The sequence below is a fragment of the Mycobacterium sp. 1482292.6 genome, from assembly GCF_001672995.1.
GTDB classification, from domain to species: domain Bacteria; phylum Actinomycetota; class Actinomycetes; order Mycobacteriales; family Mycobacteriaceae; genus Mycobacterium; species Mycobacterium europaeum_A.
In genome coordinates this window covers 1-24,313 of record NZ_LZKV01000012.1, presented here as the reverse complement: position 1 = coordinate 24,313, position 24,313 = coordinate 1, and the positions used below count along the sequence as shown (strand labels likewise).

The 24,313-nt window shown below is 68.3% G+C and carries 23 protein-coding genes and 4 pseudogenes; 21 read left to right on the top strand and 6 right to left on the bottom strand.

The genetic code is table 11. From position 1 onward, the window contains the following. Together A5624_RS00865 and A5624_RS00860 are read left to right on the top strand one after the other, a co-directional pair. Window positions 1–406 (top strand): annotated as a pseudogene (locus tag A5624_RS00865) (ATP-dependent DNA helicase RecG); the annotation flags it as partial. After that, window positions 403–1,116, top strand: coding sequence for an HNH endonuclease family protein (locus tag A5624_RS00860; RefSeq protein WP_066860040.1), 714 nt, complete (start codon window positions 403–405; stop codon window positions 1,114–1,116). The pseudogene A5624_RS00865 and the gene A5624_RS00860, both read left to right, overlap by 4 nt. Before the next feature lie 60 nt (window positions 1,117–1,176). Here A5624_RS00860 and A5624_RS00855 read toward each other — a convergent pair whose 3' ends face one another. Further along, entirely contained in the window at window positions 1,177–2,364 is a 1,188-nt protein-coding gene (locus A5624_RS00855; protein WP_066860037.1) for a cytochrome P450, read from the bottom strand. A gap of 179 nt (window positions 2,365–2,543) precedes the next feature. On the opposite strand from A5624_RS00855, the gene A5624_RS00850 reads away from it, so the two are divergent. The 4 genes and pseudogenes from A5624_RS00850 (at window position 2,544) to A5624_RS00835 (ending at window position 5,404) form a co-directional block, all read left to right on the top strand. Continuing rightward, window positions 2,544–3,314 carry an SDR family NAD(P)-dependent oxidoreductase gene (locus tag A5624_RS00850; RefSeq protein WP_066860034.1) on the top strand — a complete coding sequence of 257 codons (771 nt, stop codon included), beginning with the start codon at window positions 2,544–2,546 and terminating at the stop codon, window positions 3,312–3,314. 108 nt (window positions 3,315–3,422) lie between these two features. After that, entirely contained in the window at window positions 3,423–4,166 is a 744-nt protein-coding gene (locus A5624_RS00845; RefSeq protein ID WP_066860031.1) for an SDR family NAD(P)-dependent oxidoreductase, read from the top strand. 46 nt (window positions 4,167–4,212) lie between these two features. Next, complete coding sequence (locus A5624_RS27040; protein WP_082990458.1) at window positions 4,213–4,455, top strand: ferredoxin; 243 nt, start codon at window positions 4,213–4,215, stop codon at window positions 4,453–4,455. An 85-nt stretch (window positions 4,456–4,540) separates the two neighbouring features. Then, window positions 4,541–5,404, top strand: a pseudogene (locus A5624_RS00835) (SDR family NAD(P)-dependent oxidoreductase). Between the two features lie 56 nt (window positions 5,405–5,460). Here the strand turns inward: A5624_RS00835 and A5624_RS00830 are convergent. Further along, on the bottom strand, window positions 5,461–6,108 hold the full coding sequence (locus A5624_RS00830) for a TetR/AcrR family transcriptional regulator (RefSeq protein ID WP_066860025.1): 648 nt from the start codon (window positions 6,106–6,108) through the stop codon (window positions 5,461–5,463). 116 nt (window positions 6,109–6,224) lie between these two features. Here A5624_RS00830 and A5624_RS00825 point away from each other — a divergent pair, with 116 nt between their 5' ends. After that, window positions 6,225–6,788 (top strand): nuclear transport factor 2 family protein, encoded by a 564-nt coding sequence (locus A5624_RS00825; RefSeq protein ID WP_066860022.1) that lies wholly within the window; start codon window positions 6,225–6,227, stop codon window positions 6,786–6,788. Between the two features lie 7 nt (window positions 6,789–6,795). On the opposite strand, the gene A5624_RS00820 is transcribed toward A5624_RS00825, so the two are convergent. Together A5624_RS00820 and A5624_RS28800 are read right to left on the bottom strand one after the other, a co-directional pair. Beyond that, entirely contained in the window at window positions 6,796–7,641 is an 846-nt protein-coding gene (locus A5624_RS00820; protein WP_066860019.1) for an aldo/keto reductase, read from the bottom strand. Window positions 7,642–7,646: 5 nt separating this feature from the next. Then, window positions 7,647–7,795, bottom strand: a pseudogene (locus A5624_RS28800) (oxidoreductase); the annotation flags it as partial. A gap of 253 nt (window positions 7,796–8,048) precedes the next feature. Between A5624_RS28800 and A5624_RS00815 the strand changes: the two are divergent. The 6 genes from A5624_RS00815 to A5624_RS00790 all read left to right on the top strand — a co-directional run bounded on the left by A5624_RS00815 (window position 8,049) and on the right by A5624_RS00790 (window position 13,841). After that, the gene (locus A5624_RS00815; protein ID WP_066860016.1) at window positions 8,049–9,167 is read left to right on the top strand and encodes an alpha/beta hydrolase; all 1,119 of its coding nucleotides are present in this window, start codon (window positions 8,049–8,051) and stop codon (window positions 9,165–9,167) included. A 101-nt stretch (window positions 9,168–9,268) separates the two neighbouring features. Next, window positions 9,269–10,036, top strand: a complete 768-nt coding sequence (locus A5624_RS00810) for a DsbA family protein (RefSeq protein WP_066860013.1) — start codon at window positions 9,269–9,271, stop codon at window positions 10,034–10,036. Next, entirely contained in the window at window positions 10,033–10,680 is a 648-nt protein-coding gene (locus tag A5624_RS00805; RefSeq protein WP_066860009.1) for a vitamin K epoxide reductase family protein, read from the top strand. Before A5624_RS00810 ends, A5624_RS00805 begins: the two co-directional genes overlap by 4 nt. Window positions 10,681–10,690: 10 nt before the next feature. Further along, window positions 10,691–11,245, top strand: a complete 555-nt coding sequence (gene rsmD, locus A5624_RS00800) for a 16S rRNA (guanine(966)-N(2))-methyltransferase RsmD (RefSeq protein ID WP_066860006.1) — start codon at window positions 10,691–10,693, stop codon at window positions 11,243–11,245. A 122-nt stretch (window positions 11,246–11,367) separates the two neighbouring features. Next, entirely contained in the window at window positions 11,368–11,850 is a 483-nt protein-coding gene (gene coaD / locus A5624_RS00795) for a pantetheine-phosphate adenylyltransferase (RefSeq protein ID WP_066860053.1), read from the top strand. Window positions 11,851–12,131: 281 nt separating this feature from the next. Continuing rightward, a complete protein-coding gene (locus tag A5624_RS00790) occupies window positions 12,132–13,841 on the top strand; it encodes a thiamine pyrophosphate-requiring protein (RefSeq protein ID WP_066860003.1) in 1,710 nt (569 codons plus the stop codon). 6 nt (window positions 13,842–13,847) lie between these two features. On the opposite strand, the gene A5624_RS00785 is transcribed toward A5624_RS00790, so the two are convergent. Then, on the bottom strand, window positions 13,848–15,014 hold the full coding sequence (locus tag A5624_RS00785) for a permease (protein WP_082990457.1): 1,167 nt from the start codon (window positions 15,012–15,014) through the stop codon (window positions 13,848–13,850). Window positions 15,015–15,439: 425 nt separating this feature from the next. On the opposite strand from A5624_RS00785, the gene sepIVA reads away from it, so the two are divergent. The 4 genes from sepIVA to mutM all read left to right on the top strand — a co-directional run bounded on the left by sepIVA (window position 15,440) and on the right by mutM (window position 18,441). Further along, entirely contained in the window at window positions 15,440–16,177 is a 738-nt protein-coding gene (gene sepIVA / locus A5624_RS00780) for a cell division protein SepIVA (protein ID WP_066860047.1), read from the top strand. A 69-nt stretch (window positions 16,178–16,246) separates the two neighbouring features. Continuing rightward, complete coding sequence (locus tag A5624_RS00775) at window positions 16,247–16,846, top strand: DUF177 domain-containing protein (protein WP_197518889.1); 600 nt, start codon at window positions 16,247–16,249, stop codon at window positions 16,844–16,846. Then, entirely contained in the window at window positions 16,843–17,556 is a 714-nt protein-coding gene (rnc, locus tag A5624_RS00770; protein ID WP_066859998.1) for a ribonuclease III, read from the top strand. The genes A5624_RS00775 and rnc overlap by 4 nt, the downstream gene beginning before the upstream one ends. Before the next feature lie 15 nt (window positions 17,557–17,571). Further along, window positions 17,572–18,441, top strand: coding sequence for a DNA-formamidopyrimidine glycosylase (gene mutM / locus A5624_RS00765; protein ID WP_066859994.1), 870 nt, complete (start codon window positions 17,572–17,574; stop codon window positions 18,439–18,441). Window positions 18,442–18,460: 19 nt separating this feature from the next. Here mutM and A5624_RS00760 read toward each other — a convergent pair whose 3' ends face one another. Then, a complete protein-coding gene (locus A5624_RS00760) occupies window positions 18,461–19,237 on the bottom strand; it encodes a PIG-L deacetylase family protein (protein WP_066859992.1) in 777 nt (258 codons plus the stop codon). Window positions 19,238–19,290: 53 nt separating this feature from the next. Between A5624_RS00760 and A5624_RS00755 the strand changes: the two genes are divergently transcribed. The 4 genes and pseudogenes from A5624_RS00755 to A5624_RS00740 all read left to right on the top strand — a co-directional run. Continuing rightward, the gene (locus A5624_RS00755) at window positions 19,291–19,716 is read left to right on the top strand and encodes an OsmC family protein (RefSeq protein WP_066859989.1); all 426 of its coding nucleotides are present in this window, start codon (window positions 19,291–19,293) and stop codon (window positions 19,714–19,716) included. Continuing rightward, a complete protein-coding gene (locus tag A5624_RS00750; RefSeq protein ID WP_066859986.1) occupies window positions 19,703–19,996 on the top strand; it encodes an acylphosphatase in 294 nt (97 codons plus the stop codon). The genes A5624_RS00755 and A5624_RS00750 overlap by 14 nt, the downstream gene beginning before the upstream one ends. Before the next feature lie 260 nt (window positions 19,997–20,256). Further along, window positions 20,257–23,853: a chromosome segregation protein SMC gene (gene smc / locus A5624_RS00745; protein WP_066859975.1), complete on the top strand. Its 3,597-nt coding sequence runs from the start codon at window positions 20,257–20,259 to the stop codon at window positions 23,851–23,853. Between the two features lie 45 nt (window positions 23,854–23,898). Then, window positions 23,899–24,313, top strand: a pseudogene (locus tag A5624_RS00740) (signal recognition particle-docking protein FtsY); the annotation flags it as partial.

The following is a 24,313-nucleotide window of genomic DNA, read 5'->3' as shown; positions in this document are numbered from 1 at the left end:
GATGCTGGTGATGGACGCCGACCGGTTCGGGATCAGTCAGTTGCACCAGCTGCGCGGCCGGATCGGCCGTGGCCAGCATCCGAGCCTGTGCTTGTTCGCCAGCTGGTCCGCGCCGGACTCGTCGGCCGGCCGCCGATTGTGTGCGGTGGCCGAGACGCTGGACGGCTTCGCCCTGGCCGATCTCGACCTCAAGGAGCGTCGGGAGGGAGATGTGTTGGGCCGCAACCAGTCCGGCAAGGCGATCACGCTGCGGCTGCTGTCCCTGGCGGACCACCTGGAGTTCATCGAGGCCGCGCGGGACTTCTGTGTCAGGGCCTACGCCGAGGACCGCTCCAATCCCGGATTGGGGCTGCTGGCCGCGCGATTCACCGACACCGACCGCATCGAATACCTGGACAAAAGTTGAATCGCAAAGTACTGCTGTGGCTGGCCGCGGCGGCCGCGCTGGCGTTGCTGGTGGCCTATCAGACGGTCGGCTCCTCGACCGCCCGGCGTTCCGCCGAATACGCGGCGCGCGCCGACGTTCCGACGGTGCAGCCGGGCACCGATGTGCTCACCGGTGTGGCCGTCGTGCCCCTGCGCCAGCACCGCTACGACTACCTGCGCTCGGCGTTCGGCGACGCCTGGGACGACGACAACGATGTCCCGTTGGGGCACAACGGATGCGACACGCGCGACGACATCCTGAACCGTGATCTGGTGGACAAAACGTATGTGTCGGTGAAACGGTGTCCGGACGCGGTGGCCACCGGCACGCTGCACGACCCCTACACCAGCAAGACCATCGCCTTTCAGCGCGGCCCCAAGGTCGGTGAGTCCGTGCAGATCGACCACATCGTCCCGCTGGCCTACGCGTGGGACATGGGCGCGTACGGCTGGCCCGCCCCCGAGCGGCTGCGCTTCGCCAACGACCCGGCCAACCTGCTGGCCGTCGAAGGGCAGGCCAACCAGGACAAGGGCGATTCGCCGCCGGCGCAATGGATGCCGCCGAACGCGGCGTTCGCCTGCCAGTACGCGATGCAGTTCATCGCGGTGCTTCGTGGTTACTCGCTGCCGGTGGACCAGGCGTCGACCGGCGTGCTGCGCCAGGCCGCGACGACCTGCCCGACGGGGTAGCGCGGCGCCCTACGCGAGCGCCGCCGGTGCTGATCGCGGCTCGATTGACTTCAGGGCATCTCAGGTGATGACCGCGGGCATGCTGTCCCAGCCTCGCACGGTCGAGGTACGCGAACGTCGTGCTGCGGGCATGTCGATGTCCCATTCGGGCCATCGCTTGAGTACCTCTTCTAGCGCCACGCGGCCTTCCAAACGCGCCAACGGAGATCCGACGCAGAAGTGCGGACCCCGGCCGAAGGTGAGGTGGCCGCCGGGTTTTCGGTGAATGTCGAACTTGTCGGGGTCGTCGAAATGACGTTCGTCGCGGTTGGCCGAAGCCAGCATCAGCAGCAGGGCGCTGCCCGCCGGGATGACCCGCCCCTGGAAAGTCACATCGTCGGTGGCGACGTAGCGCGCTACATGCGGCCCGGGTGGTTCGTAGCGCAGCAGTTCCTCGATTGCCGTCGGGATCAGCGCATGGTTTTCGGCGAGTTCCTTACGTTGATCGGGGTGCTCGGCCAGCACCTTGCCCATCCAGCCGAACAGGCGACCGGTCGTTTCAACGCCCGCGCCGGCCACCACCGCCAAGAACACGATCAGTTCCTGCTTGGACAGCTTTCGCGTGGTCCCGGTCTCGTCCTCGAACTCGACATTGAGCAGTTCGGTGATCAGGTCGTCCGACGGGTTCTTCTCGCGCCACTCGACGTATTCGCCGAACATCTCACCGGTGAAGTAGCGATCTTTCTTGATTGACATCGGTTTTCCGGGCTCGTTGCGCAGCACCTGGTTGGCGTGTTCGCGTACCGCAGGCTGTTCCGCATCGGGAATACCGGCAAGCATTCCGATGGTGCGCATGGGCAACTCGGCGCCCAGATCCGCCACGAAATCGAACCGCTCCCCGCCGACGAGTGGGTCAAGGCACGCGACGCAGAAGGCACGGATCTTGTCCTCGATCGCTCGCATCTTCTTCGGTGTGAATGCCCTGGACACGATCGCGCGATGAATGGTGTGCAAGGGCGGATCCTCGTTGATGAAGATGCCTGGCGGCATCACCGGGTCGGTCATGACGACCTCGAGGATGTCGCCCTTGGCCGAGCTGAGCCGGGCGGTGTCTTTCAGCGCCGCATCGACATCCGCGTAACGGCTTACGCCCCAAAAGTTGTGCGGTTCGTTGTAATAGACCGGGCACTCGTCGCGCAGGCGCCGGTAGGTCGGATAGGGGTCCAGGTCGATGTCGACGTCCCACGGGTCGTAATACAGATCGCTCAACGTCGGCTCCTCGTCAGCGGTTCTTCCGCACGCCCTCATGTGGGCGCTATACGAACGTACAGCATGCCTCGTCCGAGGGGCAACGAACCGGTCGTCCCCGGCACAGGCGACGATGCTATACGATCGTACAAACGATGGGCGCCGCTCGCGCACCGCCACGACGAACAAGAGGAAACGGTATGGAGAGTCGGTTTGACCTCGACGGCCGCGTCGCCGTCATTACCGGCGGCGGCACGGGAATCGGGCGTGGTACGGCGCTCGTGCTGGCCCAGCATGGCGCCGACGTCGTGTTGGCGGGCCGGCGCCCCGACCCGCTCGAATCCACAGCCAGGGAAGTCATGGCGCTGGGCCGCCGTGCCGTGGCCGTGTCCACCGATGTGACGTCCGCGGACGAGTGCCGGGAGCTCATCGACAGAGCTGTTCAGGAATTCGGGCGGCTGGACATCCTGGTCAATTGTGCTGGGGGAGCGGAGACGAAGTCGATCCTCAAGTGGCCCGACGACGACTTCGAGAACGTGCTCGCCCTGAACTTCAACGCCGTCTGGCACCTGTCCAAGGCGGCAGCCCAGCCGATGATGGCGCAGGGCAAGGGGGCCATCGTCAACATCTCGTCGGGGGCCAGCCTGCTGGCGATGCCGCAGGCGGCTCCCTATGGCGCCGCGAAGGCGGCCGTGAACAACCTGACCGGGTCGATGGCGGCCGCGTGGGCCAAGAAGGGCATTCGAGTCAACGCCATCGCAGTCGGTGCGGTACGCGCCGCCACCCTGACCGACGATGCCGCGCGGTACGGATTGGATCCGGAGGCGATCGCGCTCACCAACGGCCTCGGCCGACTCGGTGAGCCCGACGAAATCGGCTACGGCGTCTTGTTCTTCGCGTCGGACGCAGCGAGTTTCTGTTCGGGGCAAACGCTGTACATGCACGGAGCTCCCGGTGGTGCTGGCGTGTAAGGCGGCACCCGAGGCCGATGCGCGCCGGCGGTTCTTGTGCCCCTCGCGTTTTCGCTATACATTCGTACAGCACATTGCTGGTACGGCCCGAAACCGAGGAGCTGCCCGATGACCCGAACGGCCGTCGTGACCGGTGCGGGTTCCGGTTTGGGACGAGCGATCGCCGTCAAGCTGGCGGCCGACGGTCATCGCGTGGCGATCATGGACGTGCATCCGGCCAATGCCAACGCCGTCGCCTCCGAGATCGAAACCGCCGGCGGCAATGCGCTTGCGATCGGAGTCGACGTCTCGGACGAGGCGGCGGTTGAATCAGCATTCGCCACCTTGCGAGGGGAGTTCGGGCCGACGGAGATTTTGGTGACCAGCGCGGCCATCGCCGGATTCACGCGGTTCGACAAGATCACCCTCGACGAGTGGAACCGCTATCTGGCGGTGAATTTGACCGGCACCTTCCTCTGCGTGCGAGCGGCGTTGTCCGACATGGTGGCGGCGAAATGGGGTCGTATCGTTACCATCTCATCTGCCGCCGGTCAGCAGGGCGCTCCTGCGCAGGGGCACTATTCGGCCACCAAGGGCGGCGTGATCGCCATGACCAAGACGGTCGCGTTGGACTACGCCCGCAAGGGCATCACAGCCAATACCGTACCGCCGTTCGTCATCGATTCGCCGATGCTGCGTCAGCAACAGCGGGACGGAAAGCTGCCTCCCACCGAGCATTTGGCGCGAGCCATTCCGGCCGGGCGGCTGGGGGAGGCCGACGACGTGGCGGCGGTGTGTTCCTTTCTGTGCTCGGAGGGCGCCGGTTACGTCAACGGCCAGGTGATCGGCGTGAACGGCGGCGCGGTCCTCTGACGACGCTAGCCGAAATGCAAGCAACGCAACGTATTCAGGAGGTAGGGTGCGCGTCAAGGTCGATCCGGCCCGCTGCCAGGGCCACACGCTGTGCGCCATGATCGCACCGGAGTCGTTCGAACTCGACGACGTCGATGGTCATGCTCATGCCGTGGTCGAGGAGGTCGCCGACGGGCACCGCGACGGTGTGCTCGAGGCGGCCCGCTCCTGCCCCGAGCAGGCCATCTCCGTGATGATCGACCATGTCGTTGCTGCCCGGGCGGCCCACGGTCGTCGACTTGGGCGATGACATGAGCGCACCTGCAGATGACTCGGCGGCGATTCCGCACTGACGGGTTGGCGGGTCGGCCACGTACGCCCGAAGGAGCACATCGATGCCGGAAAACACCCCGGTGGTCCTGGTCACGGGAGCCAGCCGCGGCGCGGGCGCAGGGATCGCCCGCGCGCTGGGCAGCCATGGCTGCACGGTGTATGTCACCGGTCGCACCCGCAGCGGCGCTGACTCAGCCCTGCCGGGCACCGTCGACGAGACGGCCGCACAGGTGAGCGCCGCGGGCGGACGGGGGATCGCCGTCGGTGTCGACCACGCCGACGACGACCAGGTCGAGGCGTTGTTCGCCCAAATCCGCGGCGAGCAGGGGCGGCTCGACGTCCTGGTCAACAACGCCGCGATCATTCGCGACGAGATGATGGGTCGGACCAAATTCTGGGAGGAGCCCCTCAGCGTGCTCGACACGCTCGACGTCGGGGTGCGGAGCAGCTACGTCGCCACCGTCCACGCCGCACCCTTGATGATTTCGCAACGCAAAGGGCTGGTTGCGTTTTCGTCGTCCTCGGGGTCAGTGCACTACGCGTTCGGTCCCGCCTATGGGGTGCCGAAGGCGGCCACCGACAAGATGGCCGCCGACATGGCGTTCGACTTTCGTGAGTTTGGCATCGCTGCCGTCTCGATCTGGATGGGATCGCTGCTGACCGACCGCGTCCGAAAGATCATCGCCAGCAATCCCGAGAAGTTCGGCCACATCCTCGATACCGCCGAGACGCCCGAATTGACCGGCCACGTGATCTGGGCGCTGTATCAAGACCCGGACTTGATGAGTTTGAGCGGGCAGACGCTGATCGGCGCGGAGCTGGCGGCGAGATACGGCATCAGTGACGAAGGTGGCCGCCAGTGACCGTCCTATCGTGATTTGTTCAACGTTCACCCGCACCAGCAGTGCGCACACGTGATGCGTTGACCGTCAACATGATTGTCCACTGAGTCGACCGCGGCGACCCACCCGCTCAACTACGGCTACGCACGACGCGTCGTCGCCCGGCGGCGCTGGGTGGTCTTGCGTTTGGGAGGCTCGGGGCGTGGTTCCACCGAGTCTATGTAGCGCTCGAAGGCCTTGGTGACCTCCCGGTGGGCCGACTTGACGCCGATGCCCTCCTCGAGATTCAGGAACTTCGGCATGCCCGACATCAGCAACTGCAGCGCCGGCAGCGAAAGATCACCGACCGGACGAGCGTTCTTGCCGAACTTGGCGACGAGCGCGTCCAATTGGACCTTCCGTACGCTCTCGGTCACGGCGGCGATCTCATTGCGAATGGATTTGCGGTGGTTGCCCAGCGCCATGAACTCTGTCATCAGCGCGCCGGTCGCCTCTTCCCACGAGTACTCCCACACGGCCCGCAGGGGATCGTCGCTGCGGCGTGCGAGCGTTTCGGTCAGGTATGCCAGATTGCGCTCGGAGTAGCGCCGAATCGCGGCGACGAAAATCTCATCGAGAGTGGGGAAGTAGTACTGCACCAGGCTCGGTGTCACGCCGGCCTTGGCCGCCAGCGCCCGGTAAGTGACGCTCGCATACCCCTGTTCGAGCATCAGCTTTTCCACACAGTCCAGCAGCACGTCCCGCGTCTTGGACGTTTCGGCGCCCACGCGCCGCGACGACGTCGCCATGGCCATCCGATCTGTTGAGTACTCGTATTGTGACACCTGGCCTGTGCTGTACGAGTGTATAGTGGCACCGGGCGTCGCAAGCCTCGATGCCGACCGATCCAACGAATAGGGACAGCATGGCCGTGGACACGGGCTTGGACGCGCTCGAGAAGAACGTTCGCTATCTGCTGGATCGCACTGAGATCCTCGACTGCATTGCGCGCCACGCCCGAGGTTGTGACCGCCACGACGTCGACCTGATCGCGTCCGCGTACCACGCCGATGGTGTCGACGAGCACGGCCACGCCGTCAATTCCGGTCCGGAGTACGGGGATTGGGCCAATAAGACCCATGCCGAGACGTCGCGGGTTCACACCCACAACATCACCACGCACACGTGCGAAGTCGATGGTGATGCCGCGCACGCCGAGAGTTACGTGATCGTGGTTCTCGTCGGGCCCGACGCCAAGAGCGCCCAGTTCATCACCGGCCGTTACATCGACCGGCTGGAGCGGCGAAATGGGCAGTGGCGCATCGCGGTCCGCCGCTCGACGGTCGAAGGCATGTTCCTCGCGGACGCCCGGGTGTTGCAGTCATCGTTCTTCACCGAAAAGGGCTACCTCGTCGGCACGCGCGACCGCACCGACCTGTCGTATCAGCGTCCCTTGACCATCGACGCGCCGGCCCCGGCGCGATGGTAGCGGCGCCCTACGCGCCTTCGTAGGTCTCGGGGTCCGGCCGCAACCGGGTGCCGTCGTTGAGCCCGTTGAGCGCCTCGACGTGCTCGTCCGCCAACTCGAAGTCGAAGACGTCGAGGTTGGAGGAGATGTGCTCGGGGTTGGCGGACCGGAAGACGACCGCATTGCCCAGCTGCAGGTTCCACCGCAGCAGGACCTGCGAGGCGGTCTTGCCGTATTCGCCGGCGACCGAATTCACCGTCGGGTTGTCGTTCAGCTTGCCCAGCGCCAGCGGCGTGTAGGACTGGGTGAGCACGTTGTGCTCGGCGTTGGTCTTGCGCAGCGCTTCCTGGTTGAGCAGCGGGTGCAGCTCGACCTGGTTGACCGCCGGGGTGACGAAAGTCAGATCGATGACCGTCGTCAGGTGCTCGTCGGTGAAGTTGGATACACCGATCGAGCGGGCCTGACCTTCCGCGCGGGACTGGATCATGCCGCCGAAGGAGTTCACGTAGCTGCCCAGGGCCGGCGCCGGCCAGTGGATGAGGTAGAGGTCGACGTAGTCCAGGCCGAGGCGCTCCAGGCTGGCGTTGCAGGCGTCCATCGCCGCCTTGAAACCCTGGTCCGCCGTGGCCAGCTTGGTGGTCACGAACAGCTCGGCGCGGGGAATGCCGGAGGCGGCGATGGCGCGCCCCACGGCGGCCTCGTTCCCGTAGGCCGCGGCGGTGTCGATCAGCCGGCAGCCGACTTCCAGCGCCGCCGACACCGCGCGTTCGGTCTCGTCATCCGACAATTCCGCGACGCCCAGGCCCAGGGCCGGGATCGTGTTCTCGTCGTTGAGAGCAATTGAGGGTACGGCGGAGCCCGACTCGCCAGCCAATTCATTCACCTGCCTGTGAAATTGAAGGTTCGAGATTGTGCACCGAGCCGAGTTCCGTCATCGAATTCGAGGCGCTGAGTTCGAAATCGAACACGTCGAAGTCGCTCGCAATCCGATGAAGGCTCACCGACCTGGGGACCACGATATTACCTAGTCAATAAATGCAACTGATCGACACCTGCGCGCGGGTCGTCTTTCGCCGCGACGCGGCCCGATCTCACCACCGATATCGCAGACTTCGCCCACCACGCGCTCGGCACGCCGATAGCGCTGCAGTAGCGTGGGTCAGGCGGCAATGCCGCGTGTTTGGTGGCCGCCGGGGCCGGCAACGCTCCGAGGCGGTGGGCTCGGGGACCGAATAACTGTTCGTCGGCGAGCGTTCGCACGTGTTGTTAAGGGGGTTGCCCATGACCAGGCCTCTGTCAGGCGCACCGGAACTCGAGCGCGGCGCCGATCGCACCTCGGTGCCGCTGGCCAGCCGGATCCAGGGCGCCGTCACCGGCGTCGGGGCCAAGGTCATCCCGTGGATCCCCACCGCCATCAGGCGCGGGCTGGTCCGTGGGCGCTCGGTGATCATCGACGGCAACACGCTGGACCCCACGCTGCAGCTGATGCTGTCGGGGCTGCGCGCGGTCGGCATCGACGGCCTGGTGGTCGACGACGACCCGCACGTCTCGCGAGCTCAGATGCGCGAGTCCACCGTGGGGTTCCCCGGGCCGCAGATCCACGTCGACGTCGCCGAGCTGACGCTGCCCGGCCCCGCCGGGCAGATCCCCGCCCGGCACTACCGTCCACCCGGCGGCGAGCCGGCACCGCTGCTGGTCTTCTACCACGGCGGCGGCTGGTCCATCGGCGACCTGGACACCCACGACAGTCTGTGCCGACTGACCTGCCGTGACGCCGGCATCCATGTGTTGTCCATCGACTACCGGCTGGCCCCCGAGCACCCGGCGCCGGCCGCGATCGAGGACGCCTACGCGGCCTTCACCTGGGCCTACGAGCACGCCGGCGAGCTGGGTGCGACGCCGGGCCACGTCGCGGTCGGCGGGGACAGCGCCGGCGGCAACCTTGCCGCCGTCGTCAGCCAGATCGCGCGCGACGAGGGCGCCCCGGCGCCGGTGCTGCAATGGCTGATCTATCCGCGCACCGACTTCACCGCCAAGAACCGGTCGCTGACCCTGTTCTCGCGCGGCTTCCTGCTGACCAAGCGGGACATCGACTGGTTCGAATCGCAGTATCTGCGGCGGTCGAAGCTCGACCGCACCGATCCGCGGGTGTCGCCGGCGCTGGCCCAATCGCTGACCGGACTGGCGCCCGCGCTGATCGCCGTCGCGGGCTTCGACCCGCTGCGTGACGAAGGCGAAAGCTACGCCGAGGCGCTGCGGGCCGCCGGCGTCGCGGTGGACCTGCGGTACCTGGGTTCGCTGACCCACGGCTTCGCCAACCTGTTCCAGCTGGGCGGCGACAGCATGGTCGCGACCAGCGAGCTGATCTCGGCGCTGCGCGCCCACCTGAGCCGGGTCTGATTCCCGCAGCGGTTGGCGCCGGTAATCTAGAGGCGCCTTGTCCGATCGCTTTGTCCGCACCCGGGCAGACCGACAACTCGCACCGAAAGATCAGGGAACCTGTGGCCGACAAACCCAAACGTCCCCCGCGATTCGACATGAAGTCGGCCTCCGGCGGTAAGTCGAGCCGGCTCGTCCAAATCGGCGGTACCGCATTCGTGGTGATCTTCGCGGTCGCCCTCGTCTTCTACATCGTGACCTCGCACCACAAGAAGACCGGCCCCACCGGCGCGGGCGACACCGTTCGGGTCACGTCGAGCAAGCTGATCACCCAGCCCGGCACCAGCAACCCCAAGGCCGTGGTGACGTTCTACGAGGACTTCCTGTGTCCGGCCTGCGGTAACTTCGAGCGCACCTTCGGCCCGACGGTCTCCAGGCTCATCGACCTCGGCGCCATCGCGGGCGACTACTCCATGGTGTCGATCCTCGACAGCTCGCGGAACCAGAACTACTCCTCGCGCGCGGGCGCCGCGGCGCTCTGCGTCGCCGACGAGTCCCAGGACGCCTTCCGGCGCTTCCACTCCGCGCTGTTCAGCACCGACATCCAACCGAGCGAAACCGGCAAGAGCTTCCCGGACAACGCCCGGTTGATCGAACTCGCCCGCGAGGCCGGTGTGGTGGGCAAGGTGCCGGACTGCATCAACAGCGGCAAATACCTGTCCAAGGTCACCGGCGAAGCGGCGGCCGCACACATCAACGCCACGCCGACCATCAAGATCAACGGCGAGGACTACGACCCGTCGACACCCGAGGCGCTGGTCAACAAGATCAAGGAAATCGTGGGCAACATCCCGGGCATCGACGGCGCGGTCGCGCCGGCCGCGATGTGACCGGTGCGGTGTCGACCGAAGCTGTCGATCCCGCCGGCGACCTGACGCCGCATCCGGCTTCGGGGACGCGAGTGCCCGCGCTCAGCGCCTGGTGGGTGCTCATCGCCGGGCTGATCGGGCTGGTCGCGTCGGCGACGCTGACGGTCGAGAAGATCGACATCCTGGAAAACCCGGCGTACGTACCGTCCTGCAACATCAACCCGATCCTGTCCTGCGGCTCGGTGATGATCACGCCGCAGGCGTCGCTGCTGGGCTTTCCCAACCCGCTGCTGGGGTTGGTGGCCTTCACCGTGGTGGTCGTGACCGGGCTGTTGGCGCTGACGAAAGTTGCTCTGCCGCAATGGTATTGGCTGGTTCTGACGGCCGGGCTGGTGGTCGGGGCGGTGTTCGTGCACTGGCTGATCTTCCAGAGCCTCTACCGCATCGGCGCGTTGTGCCCCTACTGCATGGTGGTGTGGGTCGTCACCATCTCGCTGCTGGTGGTGGTGGCCTCGATCGCCTATCGCCCGGTGCTGCAGCACCGGCAATCCGGACCCGGATGGCTGCTCTTCCAATGGCGGTGGTCGGTCGCCGCGCTGTGGTTCACCGCGGTGTTGTTGCTGATCATGGCCCGGTTCTGGGACTACTGGTCGACGCTGCTCTAGGACTTCGCAGGTGACCCGGATCATTGGCGGCGCGGCCGGGGGCCGTCGCATCGCGGTCCCGCCGCGCGGTACCAGGCCCACCACCGATCGGGTGCGCGAATCGCTGTTCAACATCCTCTCGGCCCGCCTGGACCTGACCGGTGTCGCCGTGCTGGACCTCTACGCCGGTTCGGGCGCACTGGGATTGGAGGCGCTGTCCCGCGGCGCCGCCGCCGCGCTCTTCGTGGAGTCGGACCCGCGCAGCGCATCCGTCATCGCGCGCAACATCGAAACCGTGGGCCTGCCCGGTGCGACGCTGCGCCGCGCAGCGGTGGCGACCGTGTTGGCCGCCGGGACCGACGCCGCGTTCGATCTGGTGCTGGCCGACCCGCCCTACGACGTGGACGCCACCGAGGTCGAGGCCGTGTTGGCCGCCTTGCCCGCCCGTGGCTGGGTGCACCAAGGCAGCGTTGCGGTGTTGGAGCGTGCGGCCGGCGGTGCGCCGCTGGACTGGCCGGCCGGCTGGGCCGCGTGGCCGCACCGGGTGTATGGCGACACCCGGCTGGAGCTGGCCGAGCGCCATTGAGGTAGGCGTGTACCGTCGTTCGTCATGGCGCCGCTCCTCAGCATCGCTTCGCTCTGCATCGTCTCGCCGCGCGTCATGATCGCCGATGTCCGCAGATCACCCGCTTGCATCGGATCGCGCGCATGACGGGCGCGGTGTGCCCCGGGTCGTTCGACCCGGTGACGTTGGGTCACATCGACGTCTTCGAGCGCGCGTCGGCCCAATTCGACGAGGTGGTGGTGGCGATCCTGACCAACCCCGCCAAAAAGGGCATGTTCGACCTCGACGAGCGGATCGCGATGATCAACGAATCGACGACGCACCTGCCGAACCTGCGCGTGGAGGCCGGGCAGGGCCTGGTCGTCGACTTCGTCCGGGCGCGGGGCATGACCGCCATCGTGAAGGGATTGCGCACCGGCACCGACTTCGAATACGAGCTGCAGATGGCGCAGATGAACAAACACGTCGCCGGTGTGGACACCTTCTTCGTCGCGACCGCTCCGCGCTATTCGTTCGTGTCCTCGTCGCTGGCCAAAGAGGTCGCGATGCTTGGCGGTGACGTGTCCGAACTGCTGCCCGAACCGGTCAATCGCCGTCTGCGCGAACGGCTTTCGGCCCGGTCCTGAATCCGTCGATCGACGCCGAAACCATTGCGCGGCAGGCGCATTGACCATGCCGGCAGTGGCGTGGAGTAAACCGCCACGCCGCGGGTACCCGATGGTGTCGAAAGTTCTCCGTCGAGCACCCGTGAGTCCCTGGTTAGGGGCGGTCGACGGGTTCGAGCGCGCCACGTGGAACCGGAGTCCGCCGGAATAGATCGCAGACGCCCACACAGAACGTATCTTGAAGATCTGATCCGTCAGGAGGGGGTACGCGAGGTCGCCGACGTCGATAGGAGAACGGCACCATGACGGTAGACAATCTGTTCGACGTACCCGAGGCCGCGGCCGATCTGGTTGCGCTGCTCGCCGACGAGGGAGTCGCGCACTTCTTCATCAACCCCGGAACCGATTCCGCGCCGATTCAGGAGGCGCTGGCGGCGGCGCGCGCCGCGGGCACGCCGAGCCCGCAGGCGGTGTTGTGCGTGCACGAGAGCATCGCGCTGGCCGCGGCCATCGGCCATCACATGGCCAGCGGCCGCCCGCAGGCGGTGATGGTGCACGTTGACGCCGGCACGCTGAACCTGGGCTGCCAGCTGCACAACGCGCAGCGCAACGGGACCCCGGTGGTGGTATTCGCCGGCCGCGCTCCCTACAGCTCGGCGCCGGGGGTGCGCGGTCACCGCGACACCTACATCCATTGGCAGCAGGAGCAACTCGACCAGCCCGCCGTGGTGCGCAACTACGCCAAGTGGCACATGGAGGTTCCCCGCGGCCGCGAGCTGGCCCCGATCGTCCGGCGGGCCTTCCAGGTCACCCAATCCTGCCCGCCCGGCCCCGCGTACGTCATGCTGCCCCGAGAAGCGTTGATGGAGCACGGGGCCGGCGCGCTGCCGCGCCGCCTGCCGCCGGCCGTACCGCCCGGCCCGGATCCGGGCGCGCTGGGACGCTTGGCGGGAATCCTGGTGGCGGGCAAGCGGGTCGTCATCGTCACGGCCCGGACCGCCGCCGACCCCGCGACCGCAACGGTGCTGGGCCGCATCGCCGAGCTGCTGGGTGCGCCGGTGATCGATCAGGGCGACCGCGCAAACCTGCCGCTGGAACATCCGTTGCACGTGGTGGGCGACGCGGCGCCGCTGGAGAACGCCGACACCGTGCTGCTGTTGGACTGCGAAGTGCCCTGGGTGCCGGCGCAGCTGGCCCCGCCCGCGAATGCCCGCGTGGTGCAGATCGACGGCGATCCGGTCAAACCGAGGATGCCGCTGTGGTCGTTTCCGATCGAGGTCGCGCTGACCGCCGACACGCGGGTGGCGCTGCTGTTGCTCGAGCAGACCCTGTTGCGGCTGGCCACCGACGAGCTGCGGGAGAAGTGGGCCGCGCGTCGGCAGTCGGCCGAGGCCGACACGGCGCAGCGCCAGCGGGAGGCGGCCCGCCGGGCCGCCTCCGATCGCCCGGCGGACGCACCCGATGCGATGCTGGCCGCGCTGGGCGGCGCCCTGCCCGACGACGCGGTGCTGGTACAGGAGGCCGTGACCAACCGGTCCGCCGTGGCCCGGCAGGTGCGGCGGTCACCCGGGCAGCTCTTCGACACGGGCGCACCGGGATTGGGCTGGGCGCTCGGCGGCGCGTTCGGGGTCAAACTCGCCCGGCCGGAAGCGCCCGTCGTCGCCATCTGCGGCGACGGCTCGTTCAACTTCGGCGTGCCCACCGCCGCGTTGTGGTCGGCGCATCGCCATGGTGCGCCCTTCGTCACCGTCGTCTTGAACAATCAGTCGTATCTGGCCTCCAAGCTGCCGGTGATTGACTTGTACCCGCAGGGAGTGTCGGTGCGGGAGAACGATTTCGGCGAGACCCGACTCACCCCCGACACCGACTACGCCGCGCTCGCCGCGGCATGCGGCGGCAGCGGACGCACGGTGCGCACGCCGGCGGAGATGAGCAAGGCCGTCGAATGGGCGCTCGCCGAGGCCGGGCAAGGGCGCTGCGTGGTGCTGGACGTGCGGTTGCCGCAACCCTGAGACTCCTCAGTGCCGATGCTCTGATTGGCCGGCCTCGGGGGAGCCGCCCATCATGCGCACCATCGGCAGACCTCCGGACGTGACGAACCGGGCGATCAGGACTGCCGCGAGCATCAGGAAGGCGATGTTGAGCCACGTCGTGTAGTTCCAGGAGATCGACGCCTCGATCACCGTCGCGTTGCGCTGCTTGGGAATGAGATGCGTTGTGCCGAAGACCAATTCGACCAGATATCCGGCGGCCACCATAGCGGCGTAGAAGGTGCCCAGTAGCGTCAGCATCATCTTGGTGCCGTAATACTTGCGGTAGATGTTGAGGATCGGAAGGATCAACAGGTCGGCGTAGATGAAGGCGATGACACCGCCGAAGCTGATGCCTCCGTTCCACAGCACCGCGGCCAGCGGCACGTTGCCGATGGAGCACACGAAGGACACGATCGCCACAATGGGCCCCACGATCGGGCCCCACAGCGCCGAGAGGCCCGGGTGATCGGCCAAAAAGAAGACCTGCCAGAACTTTTCGGGTACCCAGGCCGCGACGGCGCCGGCGATCAACAAGCCCAGCACGAGGTCGCGCAGGATCGCCAGCCACTCCATCACGAACACGTGTGAAACCGAGGTGAGGCCCGCCGGGGAAAACAGCCGTCGCCAGAACGAGCCCTCGCCCTGGATCGACATGTCCATGGCGGCGTGGCCTTCCATGGATCCGGCGAGTCCCCGCTCGGCCTGCTCGCGGGCGGCGTCGACGAGTCGCGAACGCACGAACAGCCGGAACAGCACGGCGAGCGCGACGATCATCAGTGGGCCGCCGACGAATTCGGCGGCGGTGAATTGCCAGCCCATCAGCAGCGCCAGGATGATGCCCAGTTCCACCACCAGGTTGGTGGAACCGATTTCGAACGCCATCGCGGCGGTGAAGTCGGCGCCCTTGCGAAACAGCGACCGCGCCAGCGCCACCGCGGCGTACGAGCACGACGACGACGCCGCGCCCAGCCCCGCGGAGATCGCCAGGGTGCGCGGCCGGTCGTCGCCCATCAGCGACGCGATCGTTGAACGCCGCACGACGGCCTGCACCACCGCCGAGAGGGCGAAACCCAGGATCAGCGCCCACAAGATTTCCCACGTCATCGAGCCCGCGAGCGTCAACGCGTGCCCGATCGCCGATAGCACCGTCACTGTGTCCTCCTGGGTAAACCGTAGAGCCCCCGCGTATCCCGTGCAGTATACCCCGAGGGGGTATATCGCCGGCCGCCGAGATAGTGGCCCGGCCGCCCGGCGCCTAGAATCGCTGGCAAATAGCCGGGCCCCGGCGTGTCGACGCAAACCCCGGGCCCCGCGCCCGTCAAGCCTCGGCGGGAGCCCGGCGCCGAATATGGATGAACCACCTCGTGCGGTCGTGGCGGCCGCGGTAACAGCGTGAACGGGCGCTTTTCTGATGACACTGGATTCCTGCGACCTGCCCGGAAACGGCGCGAAGGGTTGTTTGAGGCGCCCCGAACGGGCAAATACCCGACACACCGGGCTCGCCACCGCTGTCACAGGGACAACACCAGGCACACTGGTAACAACCGGATCTTTGCAGACGCCAGGAGGGTATGGCCGTGTATCGAGTCTTTGAGGCGCTGGACGAGCTCAGCGCCATCGTGGAAGAAGCCCGTGGCGTTCCGATGACGGCCGGCTGCGTGGTGCCCCGCGGCGACGTGCTGGAGTTGATCGACGACATCAAGGATGCGATTCCGGGCGAACTGGATGACGCCCAGGATGTGCTGGACGCCCGCGATTCGATGCTGCAGGACGCCAAGACGCACTCCGAGTCCATGGTGGCCTCGGCGACCACCGAGTCGGAGTCCATGCTCAACCACGCCCGCGCGGAGGCCGACCGGCTGCTGTCCGACGCCAAGGCGCAAGCCGACCGGATGGTGAGCGAGGCGCGCCAGCACAGCGAGCGGATGGTCGGCGAGGCTCGCGAAGAGTCGATGCGCATCGCCACGGCGGCCAAGCGCGAGTACGAAGCCAGCGTCGGGCGCGCCCAGGCCGAAGCCGACCGGCTGCTGGAAAACGGCAACATCTCCTACGAGAAGGCCGTGCAAGAGGGCATCAAGGAGCAGCAGCGCCTGGTGTCGCAGAACAGCGTGGTGGAGGCGGCCAACGCCGAGGCCACCCGGCTCATCGACTCGGCGCACGCCGAGGCCGACCGGCTGCGCGGCGAGTGCGACATCTACGTCGACAACAAGCTCGCCGAGTTCGAGGAATTCCTCAACGGCACCCTGCGCTCGGTGGGACGCGGTCGTCACCAACTGCGCACCGCCGCCGGAACCCACGACTACGCCGTGCGCTAGCCCCGCGCGGCGGTCCACCCGGGCGGCCACGCCCTGGAATTGTCGGGTCAGCGCCGTAGGATTCCCGGTATGACGCGGCAGCACAGCACATCATCGGCCCGCGGCGCAGCGTCACGGCTTGCCGGACCGATGGCGTTCGACATCACCCGGCTCGGGCGGCGCCCCGGGGCCATGGTCACCCTGCGAAAAACCGTGCCCAGTCCGTCCCGCATCGGGCTGGACATGATCGCGATCGAGGCCGGCGCGGACCTGGACCTGGACCTCCAGGTCCAATCGGTGTCCGAAGGCGTCCTGGTGACCGGGACGGTGACCGCCCCGACCGCCGGTGAGTGCTCGCGTTGCCTGACCAAGCTACAGAGCCACGTGCAGGTGCGGCTGACCGAACTGTTCGCCTACCCGGACAGCGCCACCGAGGCGACCACCGAGGAAGACGAGGTGGGCCACATCGTCGACGACACCATCGACCTCGAGCAGTCGATCCGCGACGCCGTCGGGCTGGAGCTCCCGTTCTCGCCCGTGTGCACCCCGGACTGCCCGGGGCTGTGTCCCGAATGCGGCGTCCCGCTGGCCGCCGAGCCGGGCCACCGGCACGATCGCATCGATCCGCGGTGGGCCAAGCTGGCGGGCATGTTCAGCGCCGAGTCGGACGAGTCGCGGGACCAGCGGTGAGTTCACGGCAGGTTCTGCTCGACGCCCTCGGGGTTGAACTGTCCGACGCACTGCTGTCCCTGGCGCTGACGCATCGCAGCTACGCCTACGAGCACGGCGGACTGCCCACCAACGAGCGCCTGGAGTTCCTGGGCGACGCCGTGCTGGGGCTGACGATCACCGACGAGCTCTACCACCGCCACCCCGACCGCAGCGAGGGTGACCTGGCCAAGCTGCGGGCCAGCGTCGTCAACACCCAGGCGCTGGCCGACGTCGCGCGCAAGCTGTGCGACGGGGGCCTCGGCGTCCATCTGCTGCTGGGGCGTGGGGAGGCCAACACCGGCGGGGCCGACAAATCCAGCATCCTGGCCGACGGGATGGAATCGCTGTTGGGCGCGATCTATCTCGAGCACGGCATCGACGTTGCGCGCGAGGTGATTCTGCGGTTGTTCGGTCCGCTGCTGGACGCCGCGCCGACGCTGGGAGCCGGGCTGGACTGGAAGACGAGCCTGCAGGAGCTGACCGCGGCGCGCGGCATGGGCGCGCCGTCCTACGTCGTCACCTCCACCGGCCCCGACCACGACAAGGAATTCACCGCCGTGGTCGTGGTGGCCGAGACCGAATACGGCACCGGGGTGGGCCGCTCCAAGAAGGAAGCCGAGCAGAAGGCCGCGGCCCAGACCTGGAAAACCCTCGACGTGCTGGACACCGCGGGGACGACGCCCAACTAGATGGTGTCTGTCTGAATGCCCGAACTGCCCGAAGTCGAGGTGGTGCGCCGCGGCCTGCACGCCCACGTCGTCGGCAAGACGATCACCGCCGTGCGGGTGCACCACCCGCGCGCGGTGCGTCGCCACGAAGCGGGGCCCGCGGACCTGACCGCCCGGCTGCTGAACGCGAGAATCACCGGCACCGATCGGCGCGGCAAATACCTGTGGCTGCTGCTCGACACCGAACCCGTTGGGCAGCAATCGGATACGGCGCTGGTGGTTCACCTCGGCATGAGCGGGCAGATGCTGCTCGGTGCGGTGCCGCGCGCCGACCACGTCCGGATCTCCGCGCTGCTCGACGACGGGACCGTGCTGAGTTTCGCCGACCAGCGCACCTTCGGGGGGTGGATGCTCGCCGATTTGGTCGAGGTGGACGGCAGCGTGGTGCCCGAACCGGTCGCGCACCTGGCGCGTGACCCGCTGGACCCCCGCTTCGACGCGGACGCGGTGGTAAAAGTCTTGCGGTGCAAGCATTCCGAGATCAAGCGGCAGCTGCTCGATCAACAGGTGGTCTCGGGTATCGGCAACATCTACGCCGACGAGGCGCTGTGGCGGGCCAAGCTGCACGGCGCGCGACTGTCCGACACGCTGAGCCGCAAGCAGCTGACCGCCGTGCTCGACGCCGCCGCCGCCGTGATGCGCGACGCGCTGGCCAAAGGGGGGACGTCGTTTGACTCGCTGTATGTCAACGTCAACGGCGAGTCCGGATACTTCGACCGATCGTTGGACGCCTACGGCCGTGCGGGCCACGCCTGCCGTCGCTGCGGGGCGGTGATGCGCCGGGAGAAGTTCATGAACCGCTCGTCGTTCTACTGCCCGAAATGTCAACCGCGCCCGCGGGGTTGAGCTTTCGAACGCGGATGAGTCAATCGAAGATGTCGCGGCGCAGCGTCCCGGTGGGCAGCGCCGGGTCCACGAACCACTCGTGGCAAAACAGCGCACCGAACACCTGAGGCGGCAACCGCAACAGCAGCCCGAACACACCCGCGACCAGACCCGAAGCGCCGATCTGGGAGCGGTGCGCGGCGAATGCGTCGCGCTTCTGGCGCGCGAATCCGAAGACGTTGACGCGATGGGTGATCGTGGTGCGGGGGGCGTAGGCGCCGCGGACGATGTCGCGTTCGTACGGCTCCGGCAGCCGCAACAAATGCGCGACATCGCTGACGCGAAGCAGCATTTCGCGCGGCATCGTCACCTCGAGTACCCGCGGGATGGCAGCGAGTTCGGCGGCCCGCTTGCCGACGTGGTGCACCTGGACGTGGTCGCGGTGGCCGTAGCCGCCGTTGGGCTGATAGCTGAGTAGCAGGTCGGCGTGTTCGTCGCGCAGGATGCCGGCCAGCCGCCCGGCCGCCTCGTCGAGGTCCGCGCGACCGAATCGGGTGCGCCCGGGCGGATCCGGGTAGAACAGCGGCCCGTAGCCGCTGTCGGCGTACCCCAGGCACTCCACCCGATGCGCCCCGAGAATGCTTGCGCTCAAACGCAATTCGTTCAGCCGGTCGTTGTGGTCCTCGTTGTGCACGCGACCGTCGGTCGCCGTGACCACGACCACCCGGTGCCCGGCCGCCGCCGCCCGCGCCAGGGTGCCACCGGTGAGCACGACCTCGTCGTCCGGGTGGGCATGGAATGCGACCACGGTGGACATGCAAAACAGTATGCCCGTGCCGGAAAAGTTCGGCCGCCCGGTAGAAATGAGCCATGGCCGAACTATGGGTGGAACGCACCGGAACTCGCCGCTACACCGGGTACAGCTCACGAGGGGCGCAGGTGCTGATCGGCTCCGAGGACGTCGAAGGCGTGTTCACCCCCGGTGAGCTGCTCAAGATCGCGCTCGCGGCGTGCAGCGGGATGTCCAGCGACCTGCCGCTGGCCCGCCGGCTGGGCGACGACTACAAGGCGGTGGTGAAGGTCTCCGGCGCCGCCGACCGGGAGCAGGAACGCTATCCGCTGCTCGAGGAGACCCTGGAACTGGACCTGTCGTCGCTGGCCGACGACGAGAAGCAGCGCCTGCTGGTCGTGGTCAACCGCGCGATCGACCAGGTCTGCACGGTCGGCCGCACGCTCAAGTCCGGAACCACCGTCAACTTCGAGGTCAGCTCCGAGGCGAAAAATGTCGGAGCCTGACACCCGGCTCACCGCATGGGTGCACGGCCAGGTCCAAGGCGTCGGTTTCCGCTGGTGGACCCGCTGCCGGGCGCTGGAACTGGGTCTCACCGGCTATGCCGCCAACCAGGCCGACGGCCGCGTTCTGGTGGTCGCCCAGGGCCCGCGGCCGGCCGGCGAGAAGCTGCTGCACCTGCTGGAAGGCGGCACCGCATGGCCGTCGCGGCCCGGCCACGTCGACAAGGTGGTCGCCGACTGGTCGCAGCCCCAGGAGCGGTTCGAAGGTTTTGTCGAGCGCTGACGGGCAGGGTCCGGGCGTCCGACGAGCCCCTGGGCCTCACATCTGTCACACCGGCACCGGCTGCGGCGTCGATGGGCGAATCCGCAACGTGATAGCGCCGGCGCCAGCGCGTTTCGCAGGACGACATTCACCTTCCGCCCGTGGCTGATGTGACCACTGTGACCAGTGCGTCGACCGCCCGAAACACCGCCCTATTTCGGGCCGGCCGACACCCCGCGGTGCCGCCGTCCGGGCCGATTTGAGCGGTAGTCTGGCTCGCCGTGTACCTCAAGAGTCTGACGCTGAAGGGCTTTAAGTCCTTCGCCTCGCCGACGACTCTGCGGTTCGAACCGGGCATCACCGCCGTCGTCGGACCCAACGGCTCGGGCAAATCCAACGTCGTCGACGCGCTGGCCTGGGTCATGGGGGAGCAGGGAGCAAAGACCCTGCGGGGCGGGAAGATGGAGGACGTCATCTTCGCCGGGACGTCGTCGCGGGCCCCGCTGGGGCGCGCCGAGGTCACGGTCACCATCGACAACTCCGACAACGCGCTGCCCATCGAATACTCCGAGGTGTCGATCACGCGGCGGATGTTCCGCGACGGCGCCAGCGAGTACGAAATCAACGGCAGCAGTTGCCGTTTGATGGATGTTCAGGAGCTGCTGAGCGACTCCGGCATCGGCCGGGAGATGCACGTCATCGTCGGGCAGGGCAAGCTCGACGAGATCCTGCAATCGCGGCCCGAAGACCGTCGCGCGTTCATCGAGGAAGCCGCCGGCGTGCTCAAGCACCGCAAGCGCAAGGAAAAGGCGCTGCGCAAACTCGACGCGATGTCGGCGAACCTGGCCCGGCTGACCGACCTGACCACCGAGTTGCGTCGCCAGCTCAAACCGCTGGGCCGCCAGGCCGAGGTGGCCCGTCGCGCCCAGACGATCCAGGCCGACCTGCGCGACGCCCGGCTGCGGCTGGCCGCCGATGACCTGGTCAACCGGCAGGGCGAGCGGGAGGCCATCTTCGAGGCCGAGGCCGCCATGCGGCGCGACCACGACCAGGCGGCCGCGCGGCTGGCGGTGGCGTCCGAGGAGCTGACGACGCACGAGGCGGCGGTCGCCGAACTCTCCAGCCGCGCAGAGTCCGTTCAGCACACCTGGTTTGCGCTGTCCGCGCTGGCCGAACGGGTCGCCGCGACCGTGCGCATCGCCAGCGAGCGGGCCCAGCACCTCGACGTCGAGCCGGTCGCCACCGGCGACACCGACCCCGCCGCGCTGGAAGCCGAGGCGGAGCGGGTCGCGGCCGCCGAACAACAGCTGCTCGCCGAGCTGGCCGGCGCCCGGACCCGGCTGGACGGCGCGCGCGCCGAACTGGCCGAGCGGGAGCGCGAAGCCGCCGAGGCCGACCGGGCTCACATGGCGGCCGTGCGCGCGGAGGCGGACCGGCGGGAAGGCCTCGCCCGGCTGACCGGCCAGGTGGAGACGATGCGGGCCCGCGTCGAATCGATCGACGACAGCGTTGCGCGGCTGTCCGAACGCATCGAAGCCGCCGCCGCCCGCGCGCAGCAGGCCAAGGTGGAATTCGAGACCGTGCAGGGCCGGGTCGGTGAACTCGACCAGGGCGAGGTGGGTCTCGACGAACACCACGAGCGCACCGTCGCCGCATTGCGGCTGGCCGACGAGCGGGTGGCCGAACTGCAGTCCGCCGAGCGGGACGCCGAACGCCAGGTGGCCTCGTTGCGGGCCCGCATCGACGCGCTCGCGATCGGGCTCGAGCGCAAGGACGGCGCGGCGTGGCTCACCCAAAACCACGACGGCACAGGTCTTTTGGGTCCGATGGCCAAGTTGGTCAAGGTCCGGTCCGGGTATGAGGCGGCGCTGGCCGCGGTGCTGGGATCGGCGGCCGACGCCCTGGCCGCCGACAGCTTCGGCGCGGCCCGCTCGGCCGTCGCCGCGCTCAAGGAGGCCGACGGCGGCCGCGCCGCGCTGGTGTTGGGGGACTGGCCCGCCGATCAGCCCGCGCCGCAGGCCGCCCCGGCGGGTGCGCTGTGGGCGCTGGACCTGATCGACGCGCCCGCCCGGCTGCGCGGCGCGATCACGGCCATGCTCTCCGGCGTCGCGGTGGTCGACGACCTGGACCGGGCGCTGGCGCTGGTGGCCGCGCATCCCCGGTTGCGTGCGGTCACCCTCGACGGCGACCTGGTGGGCGCCGGCTGGGTGAGCGGCGGCTCGGATCGCAAGCTGTCCACGCTCGAGGTGACGTCGGAGATCGACAAGGCCGGCGACGAGCTGACCGCCGCCGAGGCGCGGGTGGCCCAGCTCAGCGCGGCGCTGTCCGGGGCGCTGACCGAGCAGGCCGCCCGTCAGGACTCCGCCGAGCAGGCGCTGGCCGCGCTCAACGAATCCGACAGCGAGATCTCGGGGATGTACGAGCAGCTGGGCCGGCTGGGCCAGGAGGCCCGGACGTCCGAGGACGAGTGGAGCAGGCTGCTGCGGCAGCGCGAGGAGCTCGAAGCGGGCCGGACCCAGACCGTCGCCGAGGTCACCGAACTGGAGACCCGGCTGCGCAACGCGCAGGAGACCCAGCAGGCGCCGACCGAAGATCCCGTGGACCGGCAGCGGATCGCCGCGGCGACCGAAGCCGCGCGCAGCGTCGAGGTGGAGGCGCGGCTGGCGGTGCGGACCGCCGAAGAGCGGGCGAACGCGGTGCGGGGGCGCGCGGACTCGTTGCGCCGCGCGGCCGCGGCCGAGCGCGAAGCCCGGCTGCGGGCCCAGCAGGCGCGGGAGGCGCGGTTGCGTGCCGCCGCGGTGGCGGCGGCGGTGGCCGATTCCGGGCGGCTGCTGGCGCAGCGGTTGACCGGGGTCGTCGACGCCGCGTCCAAGATCCGCGACGCGCTGGCCGCCGAGCGCCGGCAGCGCGCGACCGCGATGGCGGCGGTGCGCGACGAGGTGAACGCGCTGAGCGCCCGGGTGGCCGCCCTGACCGACTCGCTGCACCGCGACGAGGTGGCCAACGCCCAGGCGGCGATGCGGATCGAGCAGCTCGAGCAGATGGTGCTCGAGCAGTTCGGGATGGCGGCGGCCGACCTGATCGCCGAGTACGGGCCGGACAACCTGCTGCCGCCGACCGATCTGGAGATGGCCGAATACGAGCAGGCCAAGGAGCGCGGTGAGCAGGTCTTCGCGCCCGCGCCGATTCCCTACGACCGGGCCACCCAGGAACGCCGCGCCAAGCGGGCCGAGCGTGAGCTGGCCGAACTGGGCCGGGTGAACCCGCTGGCGCTGGAGGAGTTCGCCGCGCTCGAGGAGCGATACAACTTCCTGTCCACCCAGCTCGAGGACGTCAAGGCCGCCCGCAAGGACCTGCTCGGGGTGGTCGACGAGGTCGACGCCCGCATCCTGCAGGTGTTCAGCGAGGCGTATGCCGACGTCGAACGCGAGTTCACCGAGGTCTTCACCGTGTTGTTCCCAGGTGGCGAGGGGCGGCTGCGGCTGACCGACCCCAACGACATGCTCGCCACCGGCATCGAGGTCGAGGCCCGGCCGCCGGGCAAGAAGGTCACCCGGCTTTCGCTGCTGTCCGGCGGCGAGAAGGCGCTGACGGCGGTGGCCATGCTGGTGGCGATCTTCCGGGCCCGCCCGTCGCCGTTCTACATCATGGACGAGGTGGAGGCCGCCCTCGACGACACCAACCTGCGGCGGCTCATCTCGCTGTTCGAGCTGCTGCGGGCGCGCTCTCAGCTGATCATCATCACGCACCAGAAGCCGACGATGGAGGTCGCGGACGCGCTCTACGGTGTGACCATGCAGGGCGACGGCATCACCGCCGTCATCTCCCAGCGGATGCGCGGCCAGCAGGTGGACCAGCTGGTGGGCGCGGTCGATTAAGGCCCGGTGACCGACGCACACCGGGCGACTTGAAACAATGTCAGCGTGTCCCAAGGTCTTTGGATCGCCATCGCGGTCGTCGCTGCCCTGCTCGTCATCACCGCGCTGGTGGCAGGCCTGCTGCGGTACCGCCGGCGCCGGATCAGCTTCTCCACGCGCACCGAGCCCGGTGCGATCGACCGCTCCGGCGGCTACACCGCGTCCTCGGGCATCACCTTCAGCCAGACCACGACGGCCGATCGGCTCGACACCACCGGTCTGCCCGCGGTAGGCGACGACGCGGCCGTTCCCCGCGACGCGCCGCGGCGCACCATCTCCGAGGTCGAACTCCCCGAACCCGTCCCCGAAGCCCCGGCACCGCCGCCGCCAACCGTCGAAACCCCGCCACCAGCAACCTCGTCGACCGCGGCCCGCCGTGTTACGACCCGCTTAACTTTGTCCAGCTCGTCCATCAGTCCGA

Coding starts and splice junctions, on each gene's coding strand:
- coaD (WP_066860053.1), top strand. CDS start 11,368: ATGACGGGCGCGGTGTGCCCCGGGTCGTTCGACCCGGTGACGTTGGGT.
- mutM (WP_066859994.1), top strand. CDS start 17,572: ATGCCCGAACTGCCCGAAGTCGAGGTGGTGCGCCGCGGCCTGCACGCC.
- A5624_RS00750 (WP_066859986.1), top strand. CDS start 19,703: ATGTCGGAGCCTGACACCCGGCTCACCGCATGGGTGCACGGCCAGGTC.
- A5624_RS00760 (WP_066859992.1), bottom strand. CDS start 19,237: ATGTCCACCGTGGTCGCATTCCATGCCCACCCGGACGACGAGGTCGTG.
- A5624_RS00825 (WP_066860022.1), top strand. CDS start 6,225: ATGGCCGTGGACACGGGCTTGGACGCGCTCGAGAAGAACGTTCGCTAT.
- A5624_RS00830 (WP_066860025.1), bottom strand. CDS start 6,108: ATGGCGACGTCGTCGCGGCGCGTGGGCGCCGAAACGTCCAAGACGCGG.
- A5624_RS00845 (WP_066860031.1), top strand. CDS start 3,423: ATGACCCGAACGGCCGTCGTGACCGGTGCGGGTTCCGGTTTGGGACGA.
- A5624_RS00850 (WP_066860034.1), top strand. CDS start 2,544: ATGGAGAGTCGGTTTGACCTCGACGGCCGCGTCGCCGTCATTACCGGC.
- A5624_RS00790 (WP_066860003.1), top strand. CDS start 12,132: ATGACGGTAGACAATCTGTTCGACGTACCCGAGGCCGCGGCCGATCTG.
- A5624_RS00815 (WP_066860016.1), top strand. CDS start 8,049: ATGACCAGGCCTCTGTCAGGCGCACCGGAACTCGAGCGCGGCGCCGAT.
- A5624_RS00775 (WP_197518889.1), top strand. CDS start 16,247: ATGACGCGGCAGCACAGCACATCATCGGCCCGCGGCGCAGCGTCACGG.
- A5624_RS00755 (WP_066859989.1), top strand. CDS start 19,291: ATGGCCGAACTATGGGTGGAACGCACCGGAACTCGCCGCTACACCGGG.